14 protein-coding genes are annotated in these 16,989 nt (G+C 33.8%); 2 read left to right on the top strand and 12 right to left on the bottom strand.

All coding sequences use genetic code 11. The features are described 5' to 3' along the window. Nucleotides 1-57 precede the first annotated feature (57 nt). From AB1284_RS09870 to AB1284_RS09860, 3 genes are all read right to left on the bottom strand, one after another. Nucleotides 58-1,380 (bottom strand): NAD(P)/FAD-dependent oxidoreductase, encoded by a 1,323-nt coding sequence (locus AB1284_RS09870; RefSeq protein WP_429754304.1) that lies wholly within the window; start codon nt 1,378-1,380, stop codon nt 58-60. A 126-nt stretch (nt 1,381-1,506) separates the two neighbouring features. Further along, the gene (locus AB1284_RS09865; protein ID WP_429749773.1) at nt 1,507-1,671 is read right to left on the bottom strand and encodes a hypothetical protein; all 165 of its coding nucleotides are present in this window, start codon (nt 1,669-1,671) and stop codon (nt 1,507-1,509) included. A gap of 12 nt (nt 1,672-1,683) precedes the next feature. After that, nucleotides 1,684-2,463: an undecaprenyl-diphosphate phosphatase gene (locus AB1284_RS09860; protein ID WP_429749774.1), complete on the bottom strand. Its 780-nt coding sequence runs from the start codon at nt 2,461-2,463 to the stop codon at nt 1,684-1,686. A gap of 242 nt (nt 2,464-2,705) precedes the next feature. Between AB1284_RS09860 and AB1284_RS09855 the strand changes: the two genes are divergently transcribed. Continuing rightward, on the top strand, nt 2,706-3,107 hold the full coding sequence (locus tag AB1284_RS09855; RefSeq protein ID WP_429749776.1) for a VOC family protein: 402 nt from the start codon (nt 2,706-2,708) through the stop codon (nt 3,105-3,107). Nucleotides 3,108-3,309: 202 nt separating this feature from the next. Here the strand turns inward: AB1284_RS09855 and AB1284_RS09850 are convergent, their stop codons facing one another. From AB1284_RS09850 to AB1284_RS09815, 8 genes are all read right to left on the bottom strand, one after another. Further along, the gene (locus tag AB1284_RS09850) at nt 3,310-3,843 is read right to left on the bottom strand and encodes a DUF6886 family protein (protein WP_429749777.1); all 534 of its coding nucleotides are present in this window, start codon (nt 3,841-3,843) and stop codon (nt 3,310-3,312) included. Between the two features lie 142 nt (nt 3,844-3,985). Next, the gene (locus AB1284_RS09845) at nt 3,986-4,360 is read right to left on the bottom strand and encodes a nucleotide excision repair endonuclease (protein ID WP_429749779.1); all 375 of its coding nucleotides are present in this window, start codon (nt 4,358-4,360) and stop codon (nt 3,986-3,988) included. A gap of 324 nt (nt 4,361-4,684) precedes the next feature. Next, a complete protein-coding gene (locus tag AB1284_RS09840; protein ID WP_429754305.1) occupies nt 4,685-4,777 on the bottom strand; it encodes an amino acid permease C-terminal domain-containing protein in 93 nt (30 codons plus the stop codon). A 34-nt stretch (nt 4,778-4,811) separates the two neighbouring features. Next, nucleotides 4,812-5,756 (bottom strand): response regulator, encoded by a 945-nt coding sequence (locus tag AB1284_RS09835; protein WP_429749781.1) that lies wholly within the window; start codon nt 5,754-5,756, stop codon nt 4,812-4,814. Between the two features lie 4 nt (nt 5,757-5,760). Next, a complete protein-coding gene (locus AB1284_RS09830) occupies nt 5,761-7,077 on the bottom strand; it encodes an ATP-binding protein (RefSeq protein WP_429749783.1) in 1,317 nt (438 codons plus the stop codon). 237 nt (nt 7,078-7,314) lie between these two features. Next, a complete protein-coding gene (locus AB1284_RS09825) occupies nt 7,315-8,295 on the bottom strand; it encodes a glutaminase (protein ID WP_429749785.1) in 981 nt (326 codons plus the stop codon). A 511-nt stretch (nt 8,296-8,806) separates the two neighbouring features. Further along, nucleotides 8,807-10,237: an alanine/glycine:cation symporter family protein gene (locus AB1284_RS09820; RefSeq protein WP_429749787.1), complete on the bottom strand. Its 1,431-nt coding sequence runs from the start codon at nt 10,235-10,237 to the stop codon at nt 8,807-8,809. A 1,135-nt stretch (nt 10,238-11,372) separates the two neighbouring features. Continuing rightward, nucleotides 11,373-12,524, bottom strand: coding sequence for an anion transporter (locus AB1284_RS09815; protein ID WP_429749789.1), 1,152 nt, complete (start codon nt 12,522-12,524; stop codon nt 11,373-11,375). A 1,035-nt stretch (nt 12,525-13,559) separates the two neighbouring features. Here AB1284_RS09815 and AB1284_RS09810 point away from each other — a divergent pair. Then, nucleotides 13,560-14,663 carry a spore germination protein gene (locus AB1284_RS09810; RefSeq protein WP_429749790.1) on the top strand — a complete coding sequence of 368 codons (1,104 nt, stop codon included), beginning with the start codon at nt 13,560-13,562 and terminating at the stop codon, nt 14,661-14,663. Between the two features lie 795 nt (nt 14,664-15,458). Here the strand turns inward: AB1284_RS09810 and AB1284_RS09805 are convergent. After that, nucleotides 15,459-16,850: an amino acid permease gene (locus AB1284_RS09805; RefSeq protein WP_429749792.1), complete on the bottom strand. Its 1,392-nt coding sequence runs from the start codon at nt 16,848-16,850 to the stop codon at nt 15,459-15,461. Between the last annotated feature and the right edge of the window lie 139 nt (nt 16,851-16,989).

The raw sequence follows: 16,989 nt of genomic DNA, 5'->3' as shown, positions 1-16,989 counted from the left end.
CAAAATGAATCAACTATATAAATTTGCTATTTCGTCACAAAATCCTGCTAAAAAAGGCTACTTTCCTCGACTCGTAAATATAGCGAACAGTACTTTAGGATGAAAAAGATGTAAAGGACTACGAATTAAGTTCATAACGTTAACCAATCGAATATAAATTTCCGGATTAAAAGCAGAAAGACGATATACCTTTTTGGTGTACCACTGTTTAAATGGTTGCATAAGAGGTCTGTCCCCTTTAATGTTCGAAACCCGAAATGCTTCTGTTGTAGTCATTTCCCACGGCGTTGCTATCAACTTCGAAATACTTTTATGAAATTTGTAGGTGAAATCTTTTTCGAGATGTTTATTTTCCCGGAGACACCTTTCCAACTCTAAAGCTTCCATTGCAGCGACTGAAATCCCTTGTCCAAAAACAGGATCAAAACGGCAATGAGCATCTCCAATTACTAAAAAACCTTCCGGAACATGCCTTATTAAGTCGAATCGACGACGCACTTGATAAGGAATTTTATGTATTCTTATATCTGAAAGAGGCTCTGCTATTTCAAGAAATCTTTTCACATCAGGGACTGGTAATTTCTGAGCATAAGCAAAGAATTCTTCATCAGTTTGCGGAGCACGCTCATTTGCGTAACCGCTAAAAGTTACATAAAAACGATCGTCTTCAATTGTTTGAATAAGAGCACCATAAGGGTTTTCAGGAAAACTAGGAGAAACAAGAAGGTTACACCAATCTAGTCGTTCTTTTGTTTTTAAACGAAATACTCTAGTAGCATAAAATAGTTGAATCCATACTTTTTCCTCTTTAACCTGTATACCATGTGTTTGTAGCCACTCTACACTTTTTGACCCAAATCCGCTTGCATCCACAACTACATTTGCATGAATTTCTTCTTTTGCACCTGTTTCAAGATTTTTCACTCGTACTCCGTATACTTGATTATGCTCTTCATCTATCAAAATTTGTTCAACCATCATTCTATATTTAGTTACAATATTAGCTACTTGATCAATTCGTTTTTTTAAATGCCACTCAAACATAGGGCGACTTTGTTGAACCATAGTTAAATCTCCTGTAAATTGTGATTTCCAATAGCCAAAATGATGCCACTTCACATCTTGTGTAAAATTATTTACAATACTTTTATCCTCGATTAATTGTGAAGTAATTTGAGGGAATAATTTTTCGATTGCTTCTTCTCCGCCTTTTAATAAAACATGCGGGTGATAACTTTGCGGCACCCTCTTTCTAGGAGTCTTTTCCGTCCATTCTTCACCTATTTCTAAAATTATTACTTTCTGAAAAGAATGAGATAAAGTCTTTGCAGCAAGTTTTCCAGCAATGCTTCCTCCAATTACAATCGCGTTCTCCAATATGTTACCCCCTATCTTCCTTGTTCCCTAGTTCTCTATCAATTTTACTACTTTAAGATCTCTCAACATAACAAATTTAAAAATCCTGTATCATAATACGAATACAGGATTTTAATTTCTAGTGATATGTCATTCATCTTTACTTTTCATTACAAGAATCGCATGCGCAAATAATCCACAAGCAATCCCAATAAAAATTCCGATGTTAGGCTTTTCTAATAACATTCCACCAGCTAAACCTAGCATAAAGAATCCCCCATACAATAACCTTACCATTTTCTCATATTTTTTCATGTTCCTCCTCCCTTAAAATACACCAGCAAATTGTAAGGTAAGAATGAGAAGCCCAAGGGCCCATACATAATACGCAAATGTTTTTAAAGAATGATGTTTTAAATATTGAATCATCCATGAGACAGCAATATATCCAAAGAATGCTGCAGATAATGTACCAACAATAAGGGACGTGTTAGAGATTGCTTCTGCTTTTCCTTGAAAAACATCAACTAACTGTAAGATAATTGCTCCAACAATTGCAGGTGTTGATAATAAAAATGAGAAATAAGCCGCTGTTTCACGATCTAACTTTCTCCAAAGTGCTGCGACGATAGTCATTCCTGAACGAGATATTGCTGGGAAAATAGCAAATGCTTGAAATGAGCCGATAATAAATGCGTCTTTATATGTAATATCGTCCATTTTCTTCCGTCCGCTTTTTTGTTTCTCTGCCATATATAAAAATAAACCTGTAATCAAAAATTCCCACCCGATCGTTAAACCTGTTTTGGAAATCTCTTCAAAGAAATCTTTAAATAGTAAACCAATTACGACTGCAGGAATTGTTCCGATAATTAATAAATACGTTAATTTTGAGAATGGATTTTTTATTAAATAGAGAAATTCTTTTTTATAGTAAATAAAAACCGCTACTAACGTCCCTATATGAAGCATCGTATCTAAAAAAAGTCCTGCCTCATCTAAACCAAAAAGGTGTCTTCCTAAATACAAATGACCGGTACTGCTAATTGGTAAAAACTCTGTTAAACCTTGAATAATTCCTAGGATAAAGGCTTCTAACCAATTCATGATTGTCTCCTTTCAAATTTGCTTGTACCAGTATATGTTTGTCTTTTTTTAGTTATGTAAAGTTACTCGTTTTTAATAGATTCTTATATTGGATGACAATTATGTGATTTAGAAAATAAAGTGATAACAATTGACAATAGAGAACCCTTAACGATAATATAAATATATACATAAGAATGTACGTTCGTTTTATAAGAATGAAAGTTTTTGTCTTTATATTTAATAAAAGGAGTGAATTGGAAATGGAAAGCTCAAATCAAAAAATTACTACCTTCTTAATGTTCCCTGGAACAGCCGAGGAGGCAATGAAGCATTACACTTCTATATTTGATCAATCAGAAATCATAAGTATTTCTCGAAACGAAACTGCTGAAGAGGGAAAAGTGCTGCATGCTACGTTTTCATTAAAAGGACAACTATTTATGTGTATTGATAATAGTAATAAAGATGTACATCAATTTACTCCTGCTATGTCCTTGTTTGTTTCTTGTGATACAGAAGAAGAAATTGATCGAGTTTTTAATAAGTTATCTGAGGATGGCGCAGTATTAATGCCGTTAACTGCTTCTCCTTGGAGTGCAAAATTTGCTTGGGTCCAAGATAAGTACGGTGTTTCTTGGCAATTGAATCTTGCAAAAATGTAGTTGTAAAATAACGTTCATTTAAAACTACTTCTAAAACACTCATAATTAAGCCAAAACAAAAGAATCCATTTTGAAAAATTAGATTGATCAAAATGGATTCCCTAATTAGAAATCTAAATTTAGTTTTTATAAAAATAATTAATCAGAACTCATAGATATACTATGAAAAAACGTTTCTACCATTGTTATAAAGTTTACTGAATTACAAACTATTCATTAACCTTGGCTGCGCAAACCCCATTCTACACATTGACCAGTTAAATGTTGTTTTTTGAATTTCATCACAAATATCCCACAAATTATTTACTAAACGTAATTCAACATTACGTTTAAACAGTTCTTGAAATAAATCAGCTACTTCTAATTTAGCAATCGGAATTTGTGTTGTTTCACTTATATAATAACCAGCATTCTCGTCTTGAAGTGTAAATTGCTTTTTATCAAATTCATACAAGTATAACTTTGTATTTTTCATCGTTTCAAACCATTTGTTTTCAATAACTACTACATGTGAACCAGATTTTGAAGATATATATGTTTGCTTGTCGATTTCAGATGTATTTGGTCCGATATGATAGCAAACACGTGGACAATTTCTAGGTGTTAAAAAGTTAGGTAAGCATTTATCATCTATCGCCCATACAAGCCCTTTCGTTGGATCTAGGTCCGTTCGAGTAGGTATTCGGGGCTGAAACACTTGAATATGACTCTCTTCACTTACATGGAATATCCGCACACGCTTTCCTCCTGAATCTTCGAATTGAGGATACATTATCAAGAACTAATTCGTAAACAGGCATATAAAATATAGGTACTACTACTAGACTCCAACTAAAATGACCTCAGGACAACACTGAGGTCATTTTTTTCAGAACTTTTTATTTAAAAAATACTTTATCTACATTATATTTCGCTTGAAGTTCATTAATAATATATGTTTCGTAAATTTCTCTTTCCATTGGATCTTCTACGATACATGCATCAATTCGATATACTTCATCTCTATGTGCTTTCATTGGTGAAACAGTATCTTCAAAATGCTTTTTAATTCTTTGTCTTAATTTTCTTGCTTTCCCAACGAATAAAAGCTCGTCATTAATATTATAAAACATAAAAATGCCGCCCTTATCTCTCGGAATTAAATGAAAATCAATAAACCCGCTAATCGGAGTTATTCTTGGTTCATCACCTTTTATTACTTGCTTACGCTCTGTAATCGTAACGTCTGGAGTTGGTATCTCAATTTTGATCACTGTATGTCACGTCCTTTTTTTGTTATAAAGGAAAATAGTATCACAATTATGTAAAAAAAACCATTATAATGTTATTCCATGTATATATATGCGGACTGAACAAAGAGCTCTCTCTTTTCAATGAAAACTCATGAATTATTTGAGGAATAGAATCTCCGGTCTCAAAAACACTTATATAACGTTTTTGTTTTGCTACACCTCCTTTACTTTACGCATGCGAGCTAATAATTTGATAAGTAACTGTTATTAAAAATAATATAAGTATGTAATGATACCTTTTAAAGTAAAAAAGATGCTAGATAGCATCTTTTTTACTTTAACTAACTACTTAGTTATATTTTTAGCTAAATCACTTTTATTTTTTCCATATAACATATAAAAAACTAGTCCAATAAGCATCCAGATTATAAAGCGAATCCATCATTTGATATTAAGAATAAGTAAGAGTTCGTCATTGCAACTCCAAATGTATCCGCTTAGCTTCAAAATAAAGAACCTGAATAAATCTTTTCACATCAATACGGGGAGGTACTGTTGGCTCATTATTCAATTCTGTCATCTTTCTCCTTACGGTTGTAAAATCAAAAAACCTAGAAGCGTAATTTTCGAACTTAGGGTTTAAAAAATCAGTAAGTCCAAGGGATGCTAAATGGTTTAATGACTGGTAAATCGCCCTCCGGATCCGTTGTTTGGAGGCTTCAATGGATCTTTTTAATTCGGCCTCTTCGATTGATTCTCCAAGTCTTTTTTGAGCTAAATTGAAAAAAATCTCTTTTAGAGAGGGAAACCCTTGTTCGAACGTTTTATCTTGTTCATATTTATATAAATAATCTAACATGTCCATTAGATCTTTACTTCCGCTTTCAGTGTCTATCCCTAATTCAGATAGAAGAAAATGAACGGAATTTTGAAAATGGCTGGAAGTGCTTATATGTTTTTCGTTACGGTATTTTTCCTGTGAACTTTGATAGCTATCCAATTTAAGCACAGTATTGAGTGATTCTTGAATGTTTTTTATCGATTTTTCCAATTTGATTCGTTCAATTACTTTCTGAACGACTGTTAATACTTCAATCCGGTTAATCGGCTTGATAATAAAGTATTCAACACCAAGCGAATACGCTTCAGCAATTAATTCTTTTGATTCTACTTGAGAAACCATGATGATTTTTCCTTTGAATGACGGTTTTATTTGACGAATCGTTTTTATTCCATCTTGAATTGGCATTAACAAATCGATAAATAAAATGTCTATATTTTTCAAGATTAGCATTTGTTGATCTACCAATGAGCCATTTTCAGCTTCTCCTGCAACCTCTCCAAGATCTTCATCCTCGATAATTTGGGCCAACATTAAGCGAACTGCTTTCTCATCATCTACTATATAAAAATTCATAGAATCACCCTTTTCCAATTATGTGATCGATCCCTAATTTAATTATAAAAATCGAGCCTTCTCCTTCGGGTCTGTCCTCAAACGTAACATCACCTTCAAGTTGTTTGACCATTTCTTTTACATACGATAGTCCGATACCTGTCGATGCGTTACCAGCAGCATCATATTTAGAAGTAAACCCAGGTTCAAAAATTGACTCTTTATACTTTGAGGAAATGCCAGGACCATTATCTCCTATTCGAAATTCAACCAAATCATGCTCTTTATTAATGTCAATTGTGATGATTCCCATATCTTGGATAGCTTCTACAGCGTTTGCAACGACATTGTTTATAATTGATAAAATTGTATAGATATGATAATGAGGATGCACACCATCAATCTTGTACACAAATTGGATGTCTTTCTCTAGTAAACGAGCATATTTCTCGTTTGCTCGTACGATGATGTTTACCAATTCATATATGGACATATAATCAGTAAAACTCTCATCAGAAATCAGCTTTGAAAGTCCAGCAAAAATACGTTGGTTATCCTTTTTAATTTCATGGACTTCACCAGCGATTTTCAACGCATGATCACGTAAATCCTCAACCTGAAAGTTCATTTGTGCATTCTCTAAATGGTCTAAACTTTTATATAATTCATAAGATTTCTTCGTTATATTTTCAGCATCTTGTAAGGTTTTTTTTAAATGAACAGCATCTTCATATAAATTGGAAATGAGCATGAGCATGTGTTCATTTTGTTTTTTAATATGCCTTTCATTCGACTGTGCTTCATACAGTTTCATCATATTGAAATAGCTTAGAACTATAAAACTGTGGGAAAATGCGACAACGATTATCTCATATAGTGCCTCTGGTGTAACAGTTGTTTTTAATACAAAATATTGAATCATTAATTCTACACAGTCCGATAATATTTCGATGATAAATCCAATAAATCCAATCATCAATGGTTGGTGATGAAATCGTTTGATTTTTACTAAATAAAAGAGACAAGAATAAGTAAAATAAAAGAAAAAACTAGGATATTGGATATGAAAAGAAGATATCCAATCCATATTTTCCTGTGTGATGAGGTCTATCAGGATTCGAAATTCTACAACCACCATTCCTGTTAAAAAACCCGGTAAAAATGCTGGCATTCGCCGAAATAATAACAAAAAAAAGAAAAATGTTGGTGCACCAAAGCTCATTCGAAACGTCTCATTAAAGGGGAAAAACTTTATTTCACCTGCTAAGGGTACTGTAAATATCATCAGAACCAAAATATAGATGTCTTTTTTTATTAAATTACTGAGATTCAAGATAATCACTTCCCAATTTTGACTAACAATCAGTATACAAACCCGTTGAGATTAATACAACACTTACGCTATTTTTTATAAATACTATATATCAGATACAAACAAAAGAATTGAACATTGTGGGTATTCTTGATATTATTCAACTTTAAAACAGGAAGATGCTATGTAACACAAAAATGCTCAGACACATTATACAGTCTGAACATTTTTGTGTTCGTTCTGACACCAAAACATACATGATGTTTTTTAGAAAATACTTAAATCCCATTCTTGTGCAATACGTTTCAATAACATAACTCCTGGTAAACTATTCCCATATTCATCAATTGCTGGTCCATAAATACCAATACCACATCCATCTGAAAACGGTAGTTCGCTCTTTAGCCTTGACGGGACGAGCGTCATTATCCCTCCAGACACCCCACTTTTAGCTGGCAATCCGATGAAAGCAGCAAATTTGCCAGATGCATTGTACATTCCACAAGTGAGCATTAAAGCTTTTGTTAATTTAGCTACCTCTTTAGGCAGGACTTGTTCTTTACGAATAGGATGATATCCATCATGTGCAAGTATGAGTCCTATTAAGGCTATGTCCTCTGTATTTATTTCTATCGAACATTGTTTCAAGTAAACCTCTAGTGCTTCCTCCACATCCGATTCTAAAAAACCATTCTCCTTTAAGTAATGTGCTAATGCTCTATTTCGATGGGCTGTTTGCCATTCAGATTGAAACACTTTTTCATTAATGGCTGGACGCTTCCCTATCATTTTTTCGATTAAAGCATAAACATGTTCTAATTTTTCTTGTGCCGATGTTCCTGGCAGAAGCGAAGCTACCGTAATCGCTCCGGCATTAATCATAGGGTTAAACGGCTTTCCGGGTTTATGCATCTCTAAACGAATTATCGAGTTAAAAGCATCTCCAGTTGGCTCTACATCAACACGCTCTAACACATAAGAAATACCTCGGCTTAAACAAGCAGCTATAAAACCAATTACTTTTGATATGCTTTGTAAGGTAAAAGGTACCTTCCAATCGCCTGACTTTATCATTGTTCCATCTGGCTCTATGATACAAATACCTAATTGCGATAAATTTATCTTTCCCAAAGCAGGAATATAACTGACGTTTTGTCCTTTAGCAGCATGGGATCGATAATGTGCTACCCATTGATCTAAGCAAGCCTTCCTTTGACTCTCAACTTGAACGCTATACTCCTTTATCATTTAACCTTATTCCCCCGTCCTATTAATTTTATACAGTATACATTTTTCTTTATGGAGAATAGACAAAAAGTGCGAAAAAACACTGTCAAGACGGTCACCTTTCTATATAGATTGATAGGTAATAGCACATTCAAATTTTATGTAACCTAACCAATTATAAGCTATATTGCTCTTAAGGGTAATGCAATGCGGCTAAATCAAAAACAGCTGTTTTTTCTTTTTCTACCGATATAAGCAGCTAAACATATTTTTACTTAATAGAACTGTGATGTTTAAAAAATCATTTTAAAGGAATCGCCCATTACTTTCTCTGCTTTTCAGGTCCGTCTTTTCATGATCTTAATATAGTTGCAATATATGAACACCTTTTACTATTCTGCATCCGTTAGTTGTTAAAGAATCTGTTTCAAAACTCTTGAATTACAACACTGTTTTTTTATTGTAATCAATTTTATTTGCACTAGAACCAAGAAAGATATTCAGACATATTACAGTCCGAATATCTTTTTTATTATATACTTTTCTTTTCAGAAGTTGAAGCATCCTTATAATGCTCCCAACATTCAACGTTTTCAAGCCCTTTAATGCTGTCTTTATAAAAAATAGGATCTTTACCCGCTTTTTTCTGTTTCATGTAATCATGTAACGCAGCAAAGGCTGTTTTTGATAGGAATGAAATAGCAATTAAATTTATGATAACCATAAAGCCCATAAATAAATCCGCTAAATCCCATACAAATTGGACCTTTGCTACAGAACCGAATACAATCATGGCTAACACGCTTATTCGGTATACCATCAACCATACTTTACTATTGTTTAAGAATCGAATATTTGTTTCTCCGTAATAATAGTTACCTATTAAAGCACCAAATCCAAATAGGAAAACAAAGATAGCAAGACAGCCTGATGCCCAAGAGCCGATATGTTCACTTAGTGCTGCCTGTGTAAGTGCAATACCAGTTAGCCCTGGTTGTTTGTATGCATCAGAAAGTAAAATAATAAAGGCTGTGCTTGTACAGATAATCAGTGTATCCGTTAATACGCCAAATGCTTGAATAAGTCCTTGTTTCACCGGATGGCTTGTTGTTGCCGTTGCGGCAACGTTTGGCGCACTTCCCATACCAGCTTCATTTGAGAATAAACCACGTTTAACTCCATTCATAAGCGCTGCGCCGATTGAACCGCCTGCTATTTGTTTAAAGCCAAATGCATTTTGAACAATAAGAGAAAGAACTTCCGGCATTTTTGTTATGTTCGTAATTACAACAAATAATGCAACACCAATGTATAACACCGCTAGGAACATTACCTTATATTCAGCCATTTGGGCAATACGCTGCACACCGCCAAAGATAATCACAGCGAAAGCAATTGCCATGATAATCCCTAACATTAAACGATCTGTACCGAATGAGTTCTGAAAAGCAAGTGTAACGGTATTTGATTGAACAGAATTGAATACAAGACCGAAAGTAATCGTAATTAAAATGGAAAATAATACTCCCATCCAACGTTTATTTAACCCTTTTTCCATATAATAGGATGGACCACCGCGGAAACTATTTTTATCTTTCACTTTATATATTTGAGCTAACGTACTTTCCACAAAGCTGGATGCTGAGCTAATAATAGAAATAATCCACATCCAGAATACTGCTCCAGGACCGCCTAATGCAATCGCAATCGCAATTCCTGTGATATTTCCCGTTCCAACGCGAGCGGCCATACCAACACAGAACGCTTGAAATGGGGAAATTTCATCTTTAGAACCAGCTTTCCCTTCCATTAACACACGGACCATTTCCTTTAACATTCGAAACTGTACAAATTTCGATTTAAATGTGAAATAAACTCCGCAAGCAACAAGCATAATAATTAACAATTTAGACCACATAAAATCATTTGTTGATGCCAATAGATCCGACAAAAATTGTCCCATATCATCACCTCATATCAAAATTTAGTAACCCCTAATCCATATAAAGTAATCTTATTTTTCCGACATAACTAAACTCGTCTCATATACACATGTAACACAGGTAAAAATTTTCTATGAAAATGGTATTTCCTCGATTATACGAATATCCGTAACATGTAACCGTACAGCTGACATCTTAAAAGGCCTGACACTTCTACATGTGGATGCTCTAGCTCCTTCTGCAGAAAATAGTTTTTATCCAGAAATGTTGCTGCACCGTCATGCTTGTTCTGTATGCCGGATTTATAAATTTAATTATATAGATTCTTTTTGTCTCTATTTATTATTTGTAAAGGGGATTAAATGAATTTTCTGAAAACTAAAGTAAATTCAAGCGCTTTCATATTTGTTCTAGAGTAATGTCTCTTTATTTTCTAATTAAAGCTTCTTAGAAAAGCACTTAACTGCTCTGGTATTCCCCTTCTAAATTAATACATGATATAAATAGATTTACTCCCTCCACTTTTCTTCAAATTTTCGCACCAGAACTTTCATTAATTTATAATCAGCACTACAGAATCTAACCAAAAAGTACATGGTTTTACAAAAAAGATTTTTTAACTATCAGAAAAGTGATTTTGGTGCAAAAACTTCAAAAAATCGCAATCAATCTCTAAACCTTTAATATATTGAAACTATTATCCTGAAAAGAGTACATAATTAGTATGGAAAAATAAATCTTGTTTAGCTAAAGGTTTCCTTATTTGAGTAAGTTAGTAGAAGGATCGAATAATAACTAAGGAAATTAACTATTTTAAACTGAAATTAGTTTAACGTTGAAGACCCGTATTTTTCCGACATATCCCACAAAGAATTCAGCGTGTTTGTATCATTTCAAACAACTATATAGCAAAAAAATATAATAAGCCGACGGTTCCTTAGTGTAGGAATCATCGGCTTTCTAGCGTACGAAATAACGGATCTTAAACAAAAACTACACCGGAATCTAGTTCTCTATAGTAAAATTGCATAAAAAAAGCCACTTTTGTGAGTGGCTCCAAAAAGAAGGAATGATCACCGCAACCATTAAGCGTACCAATATGGAAAGGAATAAAAACACTATAGTTTTTTTACACTCCCATCGGTAATCATTTTTTCAAAAGATTTTTAGAAATTTAAAGATGAAGTATTGTATACATGCAAGTATGACTAATAATGAAAAGTTGTAAACACTGAATTTGATTAAATACTTTTTGCTCTCTTTACGGTTAGCCTGAATAAATAGTTTATAGGAGATTACACTGGCTAAAGATGCGATAATTGTTCCAAGTCCTCCGATATTTACTCCTAATAATAAGGGTTTCCAATCAGAAGTAAAGTTTGACAAAAGAATTGAAGTAGGCACATTGCTAATCAATTGACTTAAAAATATGGAACTAAAAAAGATCGATGTTCCTCCTCTTAAATTGGCACGAGCAAATGTGTCCATGGCATCTGAGTTAGATATATTTCCAATAAAAATAAAAAAACAGACAAAGGTTATCAGAAGAAAATAATCAATCTTAAATAGTAATTTTCTATTCAAAATAAATACTGTTATCAATGTGATTATTAGCGCAATGTAATAATTGATGACTCCAAAAATAGACGCGATAATAATGACAAGTATCAGGCACCAGACTGTAGCTTTTTTTCGATCCTCTATAGTAATAACAGGAAATTCTATTTTTACTTCTGTTTTATGAAGCTTTTGAGTAAACATAAACAACGAACTGATGCCAAGCACAGCTAATAACAGGATTGAACTAAAAAATGGGATAAGCTTAATTCCATAGTAAGAATAAATGTACAAATTTTGCGGATTCCCCATAGGCGTCAAGCTGCTTCCAATATTTGCCGCAATTGTCTGCAGGATAATCGTATCCATCATATTCATTTGTGTCCTTTTACTAATGACAAGTGTTATTGGTACAAAAGTGAGCAAAGCGACATCATTCGTTACAAACATGGAACAAATAAAGCATAACAAAATCAGAATAGCTGATATTGATCTGCTGTTATTGCATTTATTCAATATAGCAACGGCAAGTTTGTCTAATAACCTTAGCTCTTCAAAGGCCTTTATGGCCACCATTAGATTAAATAAACTAACCAGCACTTCAAAGTTAATATATTTGATCCTTGGCGGATATATTAAACAGCTTACAATTGCCAGCATCAGTGAAATGGTAAGCACTATATCCTTTTTTAAAAATACAAATTTCATAAGGATTCTTTTTTTATTTTGGACGAATATTAATTCTTTCACAATACACCACCTGTAAACTATGCTAGTAGAAAGAAACAGAAGATCAATTCTTACATTAAATAGGCATTCTTTAATATATATCCAACAAAGGCCATGGATTACAATAAATTTAATAGCTTTACTTGTCAATTAGTTGTTCCATAATCTAGTCCTTAAATGGAATAATATGACTAACGTTTTTAAACAACAACAATAAAATAAGGTATTTTTCATGTGTGGCTACTATCAGAAAGCATGCTTTATAACAGGCCCGATATGTCTAGAAAAGAGTATGTCACAAGGTCCTGAATAAGAATTTTGCAATATGTCCCTGCAAAAAAACTTTATGACATATAGAAACAGTTTTTTAGCGTGGCGGAATTGAGGAATTTTTTCTTCTTAGAGCCCTTAACTTTGTAAATCCGCGTAATGTTGACGGAACCCTATCAAGGGTTTAGTTGAAAAAAACTAATGTAGTTTTATTATCCTAAGTATAATATCACATATAAACTAAATATGTTGTTTTTCGAAAATTCTGTAAAATAAAGTTATTAAACTCTGATTTCAAATCGATACTTAACAAGTGCTATGCAAAAAAGGACAACCTAATGTAGCTTATTGCTACAGGTTTGTCCTTTTTATGTTTTATAAGTAAACTTCAATTCTCCACCTAATTAATTTATTTGACATCTAATGTATCTATAAGATCCTTTCATAGGATCTTAAGTTTTTGTTATCAACCAATTAAGATTAACTATATCGCCTTTTTTAGAGTGTAACTTCCACCAATATGCCTATAATTTTTTAAGCTCCCATGAAAATTATACGTAGCAGGTTACGTATGAGGTTAATAAGGCGGATTCCTTACAAGAGTAAGAGGCCGCCTTTTTTCTTGCTACCGATAATGAGCTGTTATATAAACTCCACATGAATACAATATGCATAATTTTTTTCTTTTTTGGAAATATAAAATGGTACCGTTTATAAGAAAAAGCATGAAATAATGAACCTTCTAAAAATAGTAATCCTGAATTATGGATAAGGAAGTGACCTACGATGATTAGGAACTCCAAAGATCGTATTACAACAATTCAAGCAGCTGTTATCGTCATCAATTATACACTTGGAACGGGGATTTTAACTTTGCCACGAGCATCTGCAGAGAAAGTGAAAACACCAGATATCTGGTTAACTGTAATTTTAGGTGGGCTAATCGCGATGATGATAGGCGTTATTGTAGTCAAATTAGGTCAACAGTTTCCAGGAAAAACTTTTTATCAATACAGCCAAGAAATTGTAGGGAAATGGATGGGCGGGTTACTAAGTTTACTCCTTGTATGTTATTTTGTAATGATGTGTGGGCTTCATACCCGTGCATTAGCAGAAATAACAAGTTTCTTTTTGTTGGAGGGCACCCCGTCTTGGGCCATCGTAATGCCATTTATGTGGGTGAGTCTCTATCTAATCATTGGCGGCATAAATCCCATTGCACGCTTGTTTGAAATTATCCTCCCCATTGCGATTGGATTTTTTTTGTTGGTTGCCTTTATGAGTTTTAAAATATTTGAGATAAATAATCTGCGCCCGGTACTGGGATTGGGAATTATACCAGTACTAAAAGGAATCAAAACAACCGCTCTCTCATATACAGGCTTTGAAAGCATGTTGATTATAATGGCGTTTATGAAACAGCCAAATAAAGCAGTAAAAGCTGTTCTAGTTGGAATTTCTATCTCACTGATCGTTTACTTGATAACTGTTATAATGGTCATCGGCGTGTTATCTGTGGATGGAGTGATAACAAGAACATGGCCGACGGTTGACCTCATGCGAAGTTTTGAAATACCCGGTTTGTTATTTGAACGATTTGAATCTTTTTTGCTCGCAATATGGATTATGAAAATGTTTACTTGCTTTAGCATTGGTTATTATGCTGCTTCTTTGGGACTGGCGCAACTTTTTCAAAAGAACATTCATCCATTTATATTTGGCTTACTCCCGGTTATTTACATCATTTCTATGATTCCGAAAAATACTAATGACCTATTTAAATTCGGGGATGTGATGGGCAATTTTGCGTTTTTTTTATTTGGTTTACAACCGCTGCTACTTCTGCTTGTCTTAACATTAAAAAGGAGGAAGCATGAAGTAAAATCATAACAAAATACAGTTTCTTTTGATTTCACTGTTGGTTCTTTTGCTTCTTGCTTTTATTGAACGTTAGAACAGCCCAAAGTTGAAAGGATTTCATAGATTTCTAAATACATCGACTTCCGATAAAAAAGTAAAATAAAAAATAAAATAAAAAATGCTCCCAGGATGAGGCATTTTTTATTTACCAAAAAAGAACCACTTTAACTTTTGGTGAAAACTATTTTTTTGTTGTGTTACTGCTACTTCTACTTCTTTTTCTGCTTGCCTGTTTCTAATGTTTTCTAAAAATAGTTGATCGCGTTTTCTAGTGACATATCAGGGTGTTTCATCAAATCTATAAGATTCCGTAAAACTAAAACACCTTTGTCGAGGATGATTCGCCTTTGGACAAGGGATGGCTCACTGCTATCTCGATTGCCCGACTGTTTGGGCGCCACTTGTAAAATAGCTTGAATCCTTTTTCTCTTTGTAAGCGTCCACTCTCGTTAAATAGGTTTTAGGAAATAGTAATACTATTACTACCCCAAAATGATAAAATGAGCTTCTATGTTAAGGTTCAAGTCTTTTGACACAGTTACATCCATTCTTTGGGAGTAGATACCTTGCATATAATCAAAAAAGAACAGATTGATTTACGGGATTATTCTGTCCAAAATTAGAAAGAATTCATCCATCAATTGTTTGAACTTGCAGCATAAGCTACAAGTCCGCTAGGAATATATAAGCTTTATTCTATCTTTGCACCATAACCAATTTTTTTACTCGTCATTACTTACTTTAACGTTAATCAAACAAAGTGAATTATCGGTTAATCACTTCATCACCTGTTTGAGCATCTACTGGAACACGTTTTCCTATTCCAAAAGCGTAAAAACTAATGACAACGATAGCCAGGAAAATAACTCCTACAATAAGCGAGATACGTGTGTCTTTATTAAACCACATACCGATTAATACCAAAATTAAATAGGCAATCGTTAAATAGTTTGTAACAGGCGCAAAAGGCATTTTGAATGGATGATTGTCCATTTCAGCTCCCTTTACTTTTCTGAATCGAATTTGGCTAATTAGAATGACAAACCATGGAATCATACCAGGAAGAACACTTGCACTGTATACATACACGAATAATTTTCCTGGTGCAATATAATTTAAAATAACGCCAATTGCTAAACCAATTAGCACACCAATCGTACCGAATAAAGGCACACCGTTATGGGAAATTTTTGTAAAGTATCTTGGTGCTTGTCCATTCATTCCTAATGTATAAAGCATACGTCCTGCACTGTAAATACCACTGTTACAGCCAGACATTGCAGCCGTGATTACGACAAAATTAATAAGTCCAGCTGCTGATGTAATCCCAATTTTTGCAAAAGTTACAACAAACGGGCTGCCAATTGAATTTAGTTGGTCCCACGGGTAAACAGTTACAATAACAAAAATCGCACCAATATAGAAGATTAAAATACGCCAAATAATACTTTGAATCGCTTCAGTTAACGTTTTTTGGGGATCTTTTGCTTCACCAGCAGTAATCCCAATTAATTCGACACCTTGATAAGCTCCAACAACTAGTGATAGCGCAAAGAAGAACCCTGACCATCCACCTGTAAAGAAGCCGCCATTTTTCCAAAGGTTAGATAATCCGATTGCATTTCCTCCGTTACCAAATCCGAAGAATATAAGACCAACCCCTGCGATGATCATCAATATAATTGTAACGATTTTAATTATCGCAAACCAAAATTCAAATTCACCAAATGATTTAACGGAAATTAAGTTCGCTGCACCTAGAATCACCATTGCAATGATACCTGGTATCCAAGCAGGTAGATCTGGAAACCAGTACTGCATGTATGTCCCAACTGCTATAATTTCTGACATTCCAACGATAACCCACTGGAACCAGTTACTCCATGCAGTCATATACCCTGCTAATGGATGTATATATTTATGGCCAAATGTCGCAAATGAACCTGTACTTGGCTCTAAGTACAACATTTCTCCCATTGCACGCATAATGAAGAATATAAAAATCCCTGAAATTGCATAAGCAAGCATTACTGACGGGCCTGTCCATTGAATCGTGCTCGTTGAACCCATAAATAAACCAACACCAATTGTACCGCCCAAAGCAATCATCTGAATATGACGCGCTTTCAAGCCTCTCTTCAGTTCTTCGTGTGCCATTCTATTTCCTCCCCTTACACTATTAATAGCCGAGATTTTAATCAAGATACTATAATACAACCTCTATTCTGTATCGAAATGATGAAGCAAGCGTCACTTTTTTGAGTCTTTTTTAAAACTCCCCCCTAAACTCATTCTT

This window comes from Bacillus sp. S2(2024) (genome assembly GCF_050474045.1).
Classification (GTDB): domain Bacteria; phylum Bacillota; class Bacilli; order Bacillales; family Bacillaceae_G; genus Bacillus_A; species Bacillus_A yunxiaonensis.
Note: the sequence above shows the minus strand (reverse complement) of the source record. Positions and strands in the feature narration are given on the sequence as shown.

What these genes read in the sequence shown, in the direction of transcription:
- AB1284_RS09820 (WP_429749787.1), bottom strand. Translation starts at nt 10,237, where the DNA reads ATGGGACAATTTTTGTCGGATCTATTGGCATCAACAAATGATTTTATG.
- AB1284_RS09835 (WP_429749781.1), bottom strand. Translation starts at nt 5,756, where the DNA reads ATGAATTTTTATATAGTAGATGATGAGAAAGCAGTTCGCTTAATGTTG.
- AB1284_RS09805 (WP_429749792.1), bottom strand. Translation starts at nt 16,850, where the DNA reads ATGGCACACGAAGAACTGAAGAGAGGCTTGAAAGCGCGTCATATTCAG.
- AB1284_RS09810 (WP_429749790.1), top strand. Translation starts at nt 13,560, where the DNA reads ATGATTAGGAACTCCAAAGATCGTATTACAACAATTCAAGCAGCTGTT.
- AB1284_RS09855 (WP_429749776.1), top strand. Translation starts at nt 2,706, where the DNA reads ATGGAAAGCTCAAATCAAAAAATTACTACCTTCTTAATGTTCCCTGGA.
- AB1284_RS09865 (WP_429749773.1), bottom strand. Translation starts at nt 1,671, where the DNA reads ATGAAAAAATATGAGAAAATGGTAAGGTTATTGTATGGGGGATTCTTT.
- AB1284_RS09860 (WP_429749774.1), bottom strand. Translation starts at nt 2,463, where the DNA reads ATGAATTGGTTAGAAGCCTTTATCCTAGGAATTATTCAAGGTTTAACA.
- AB1284_RS09825 (WP_429749785.1), bottom strand. Translation starts at nt 8,295, where the DNA reads ATGATAAAGGAGTATAGCGTTCAAGTTGAGAGTCAAAGGAAGGCTTGC.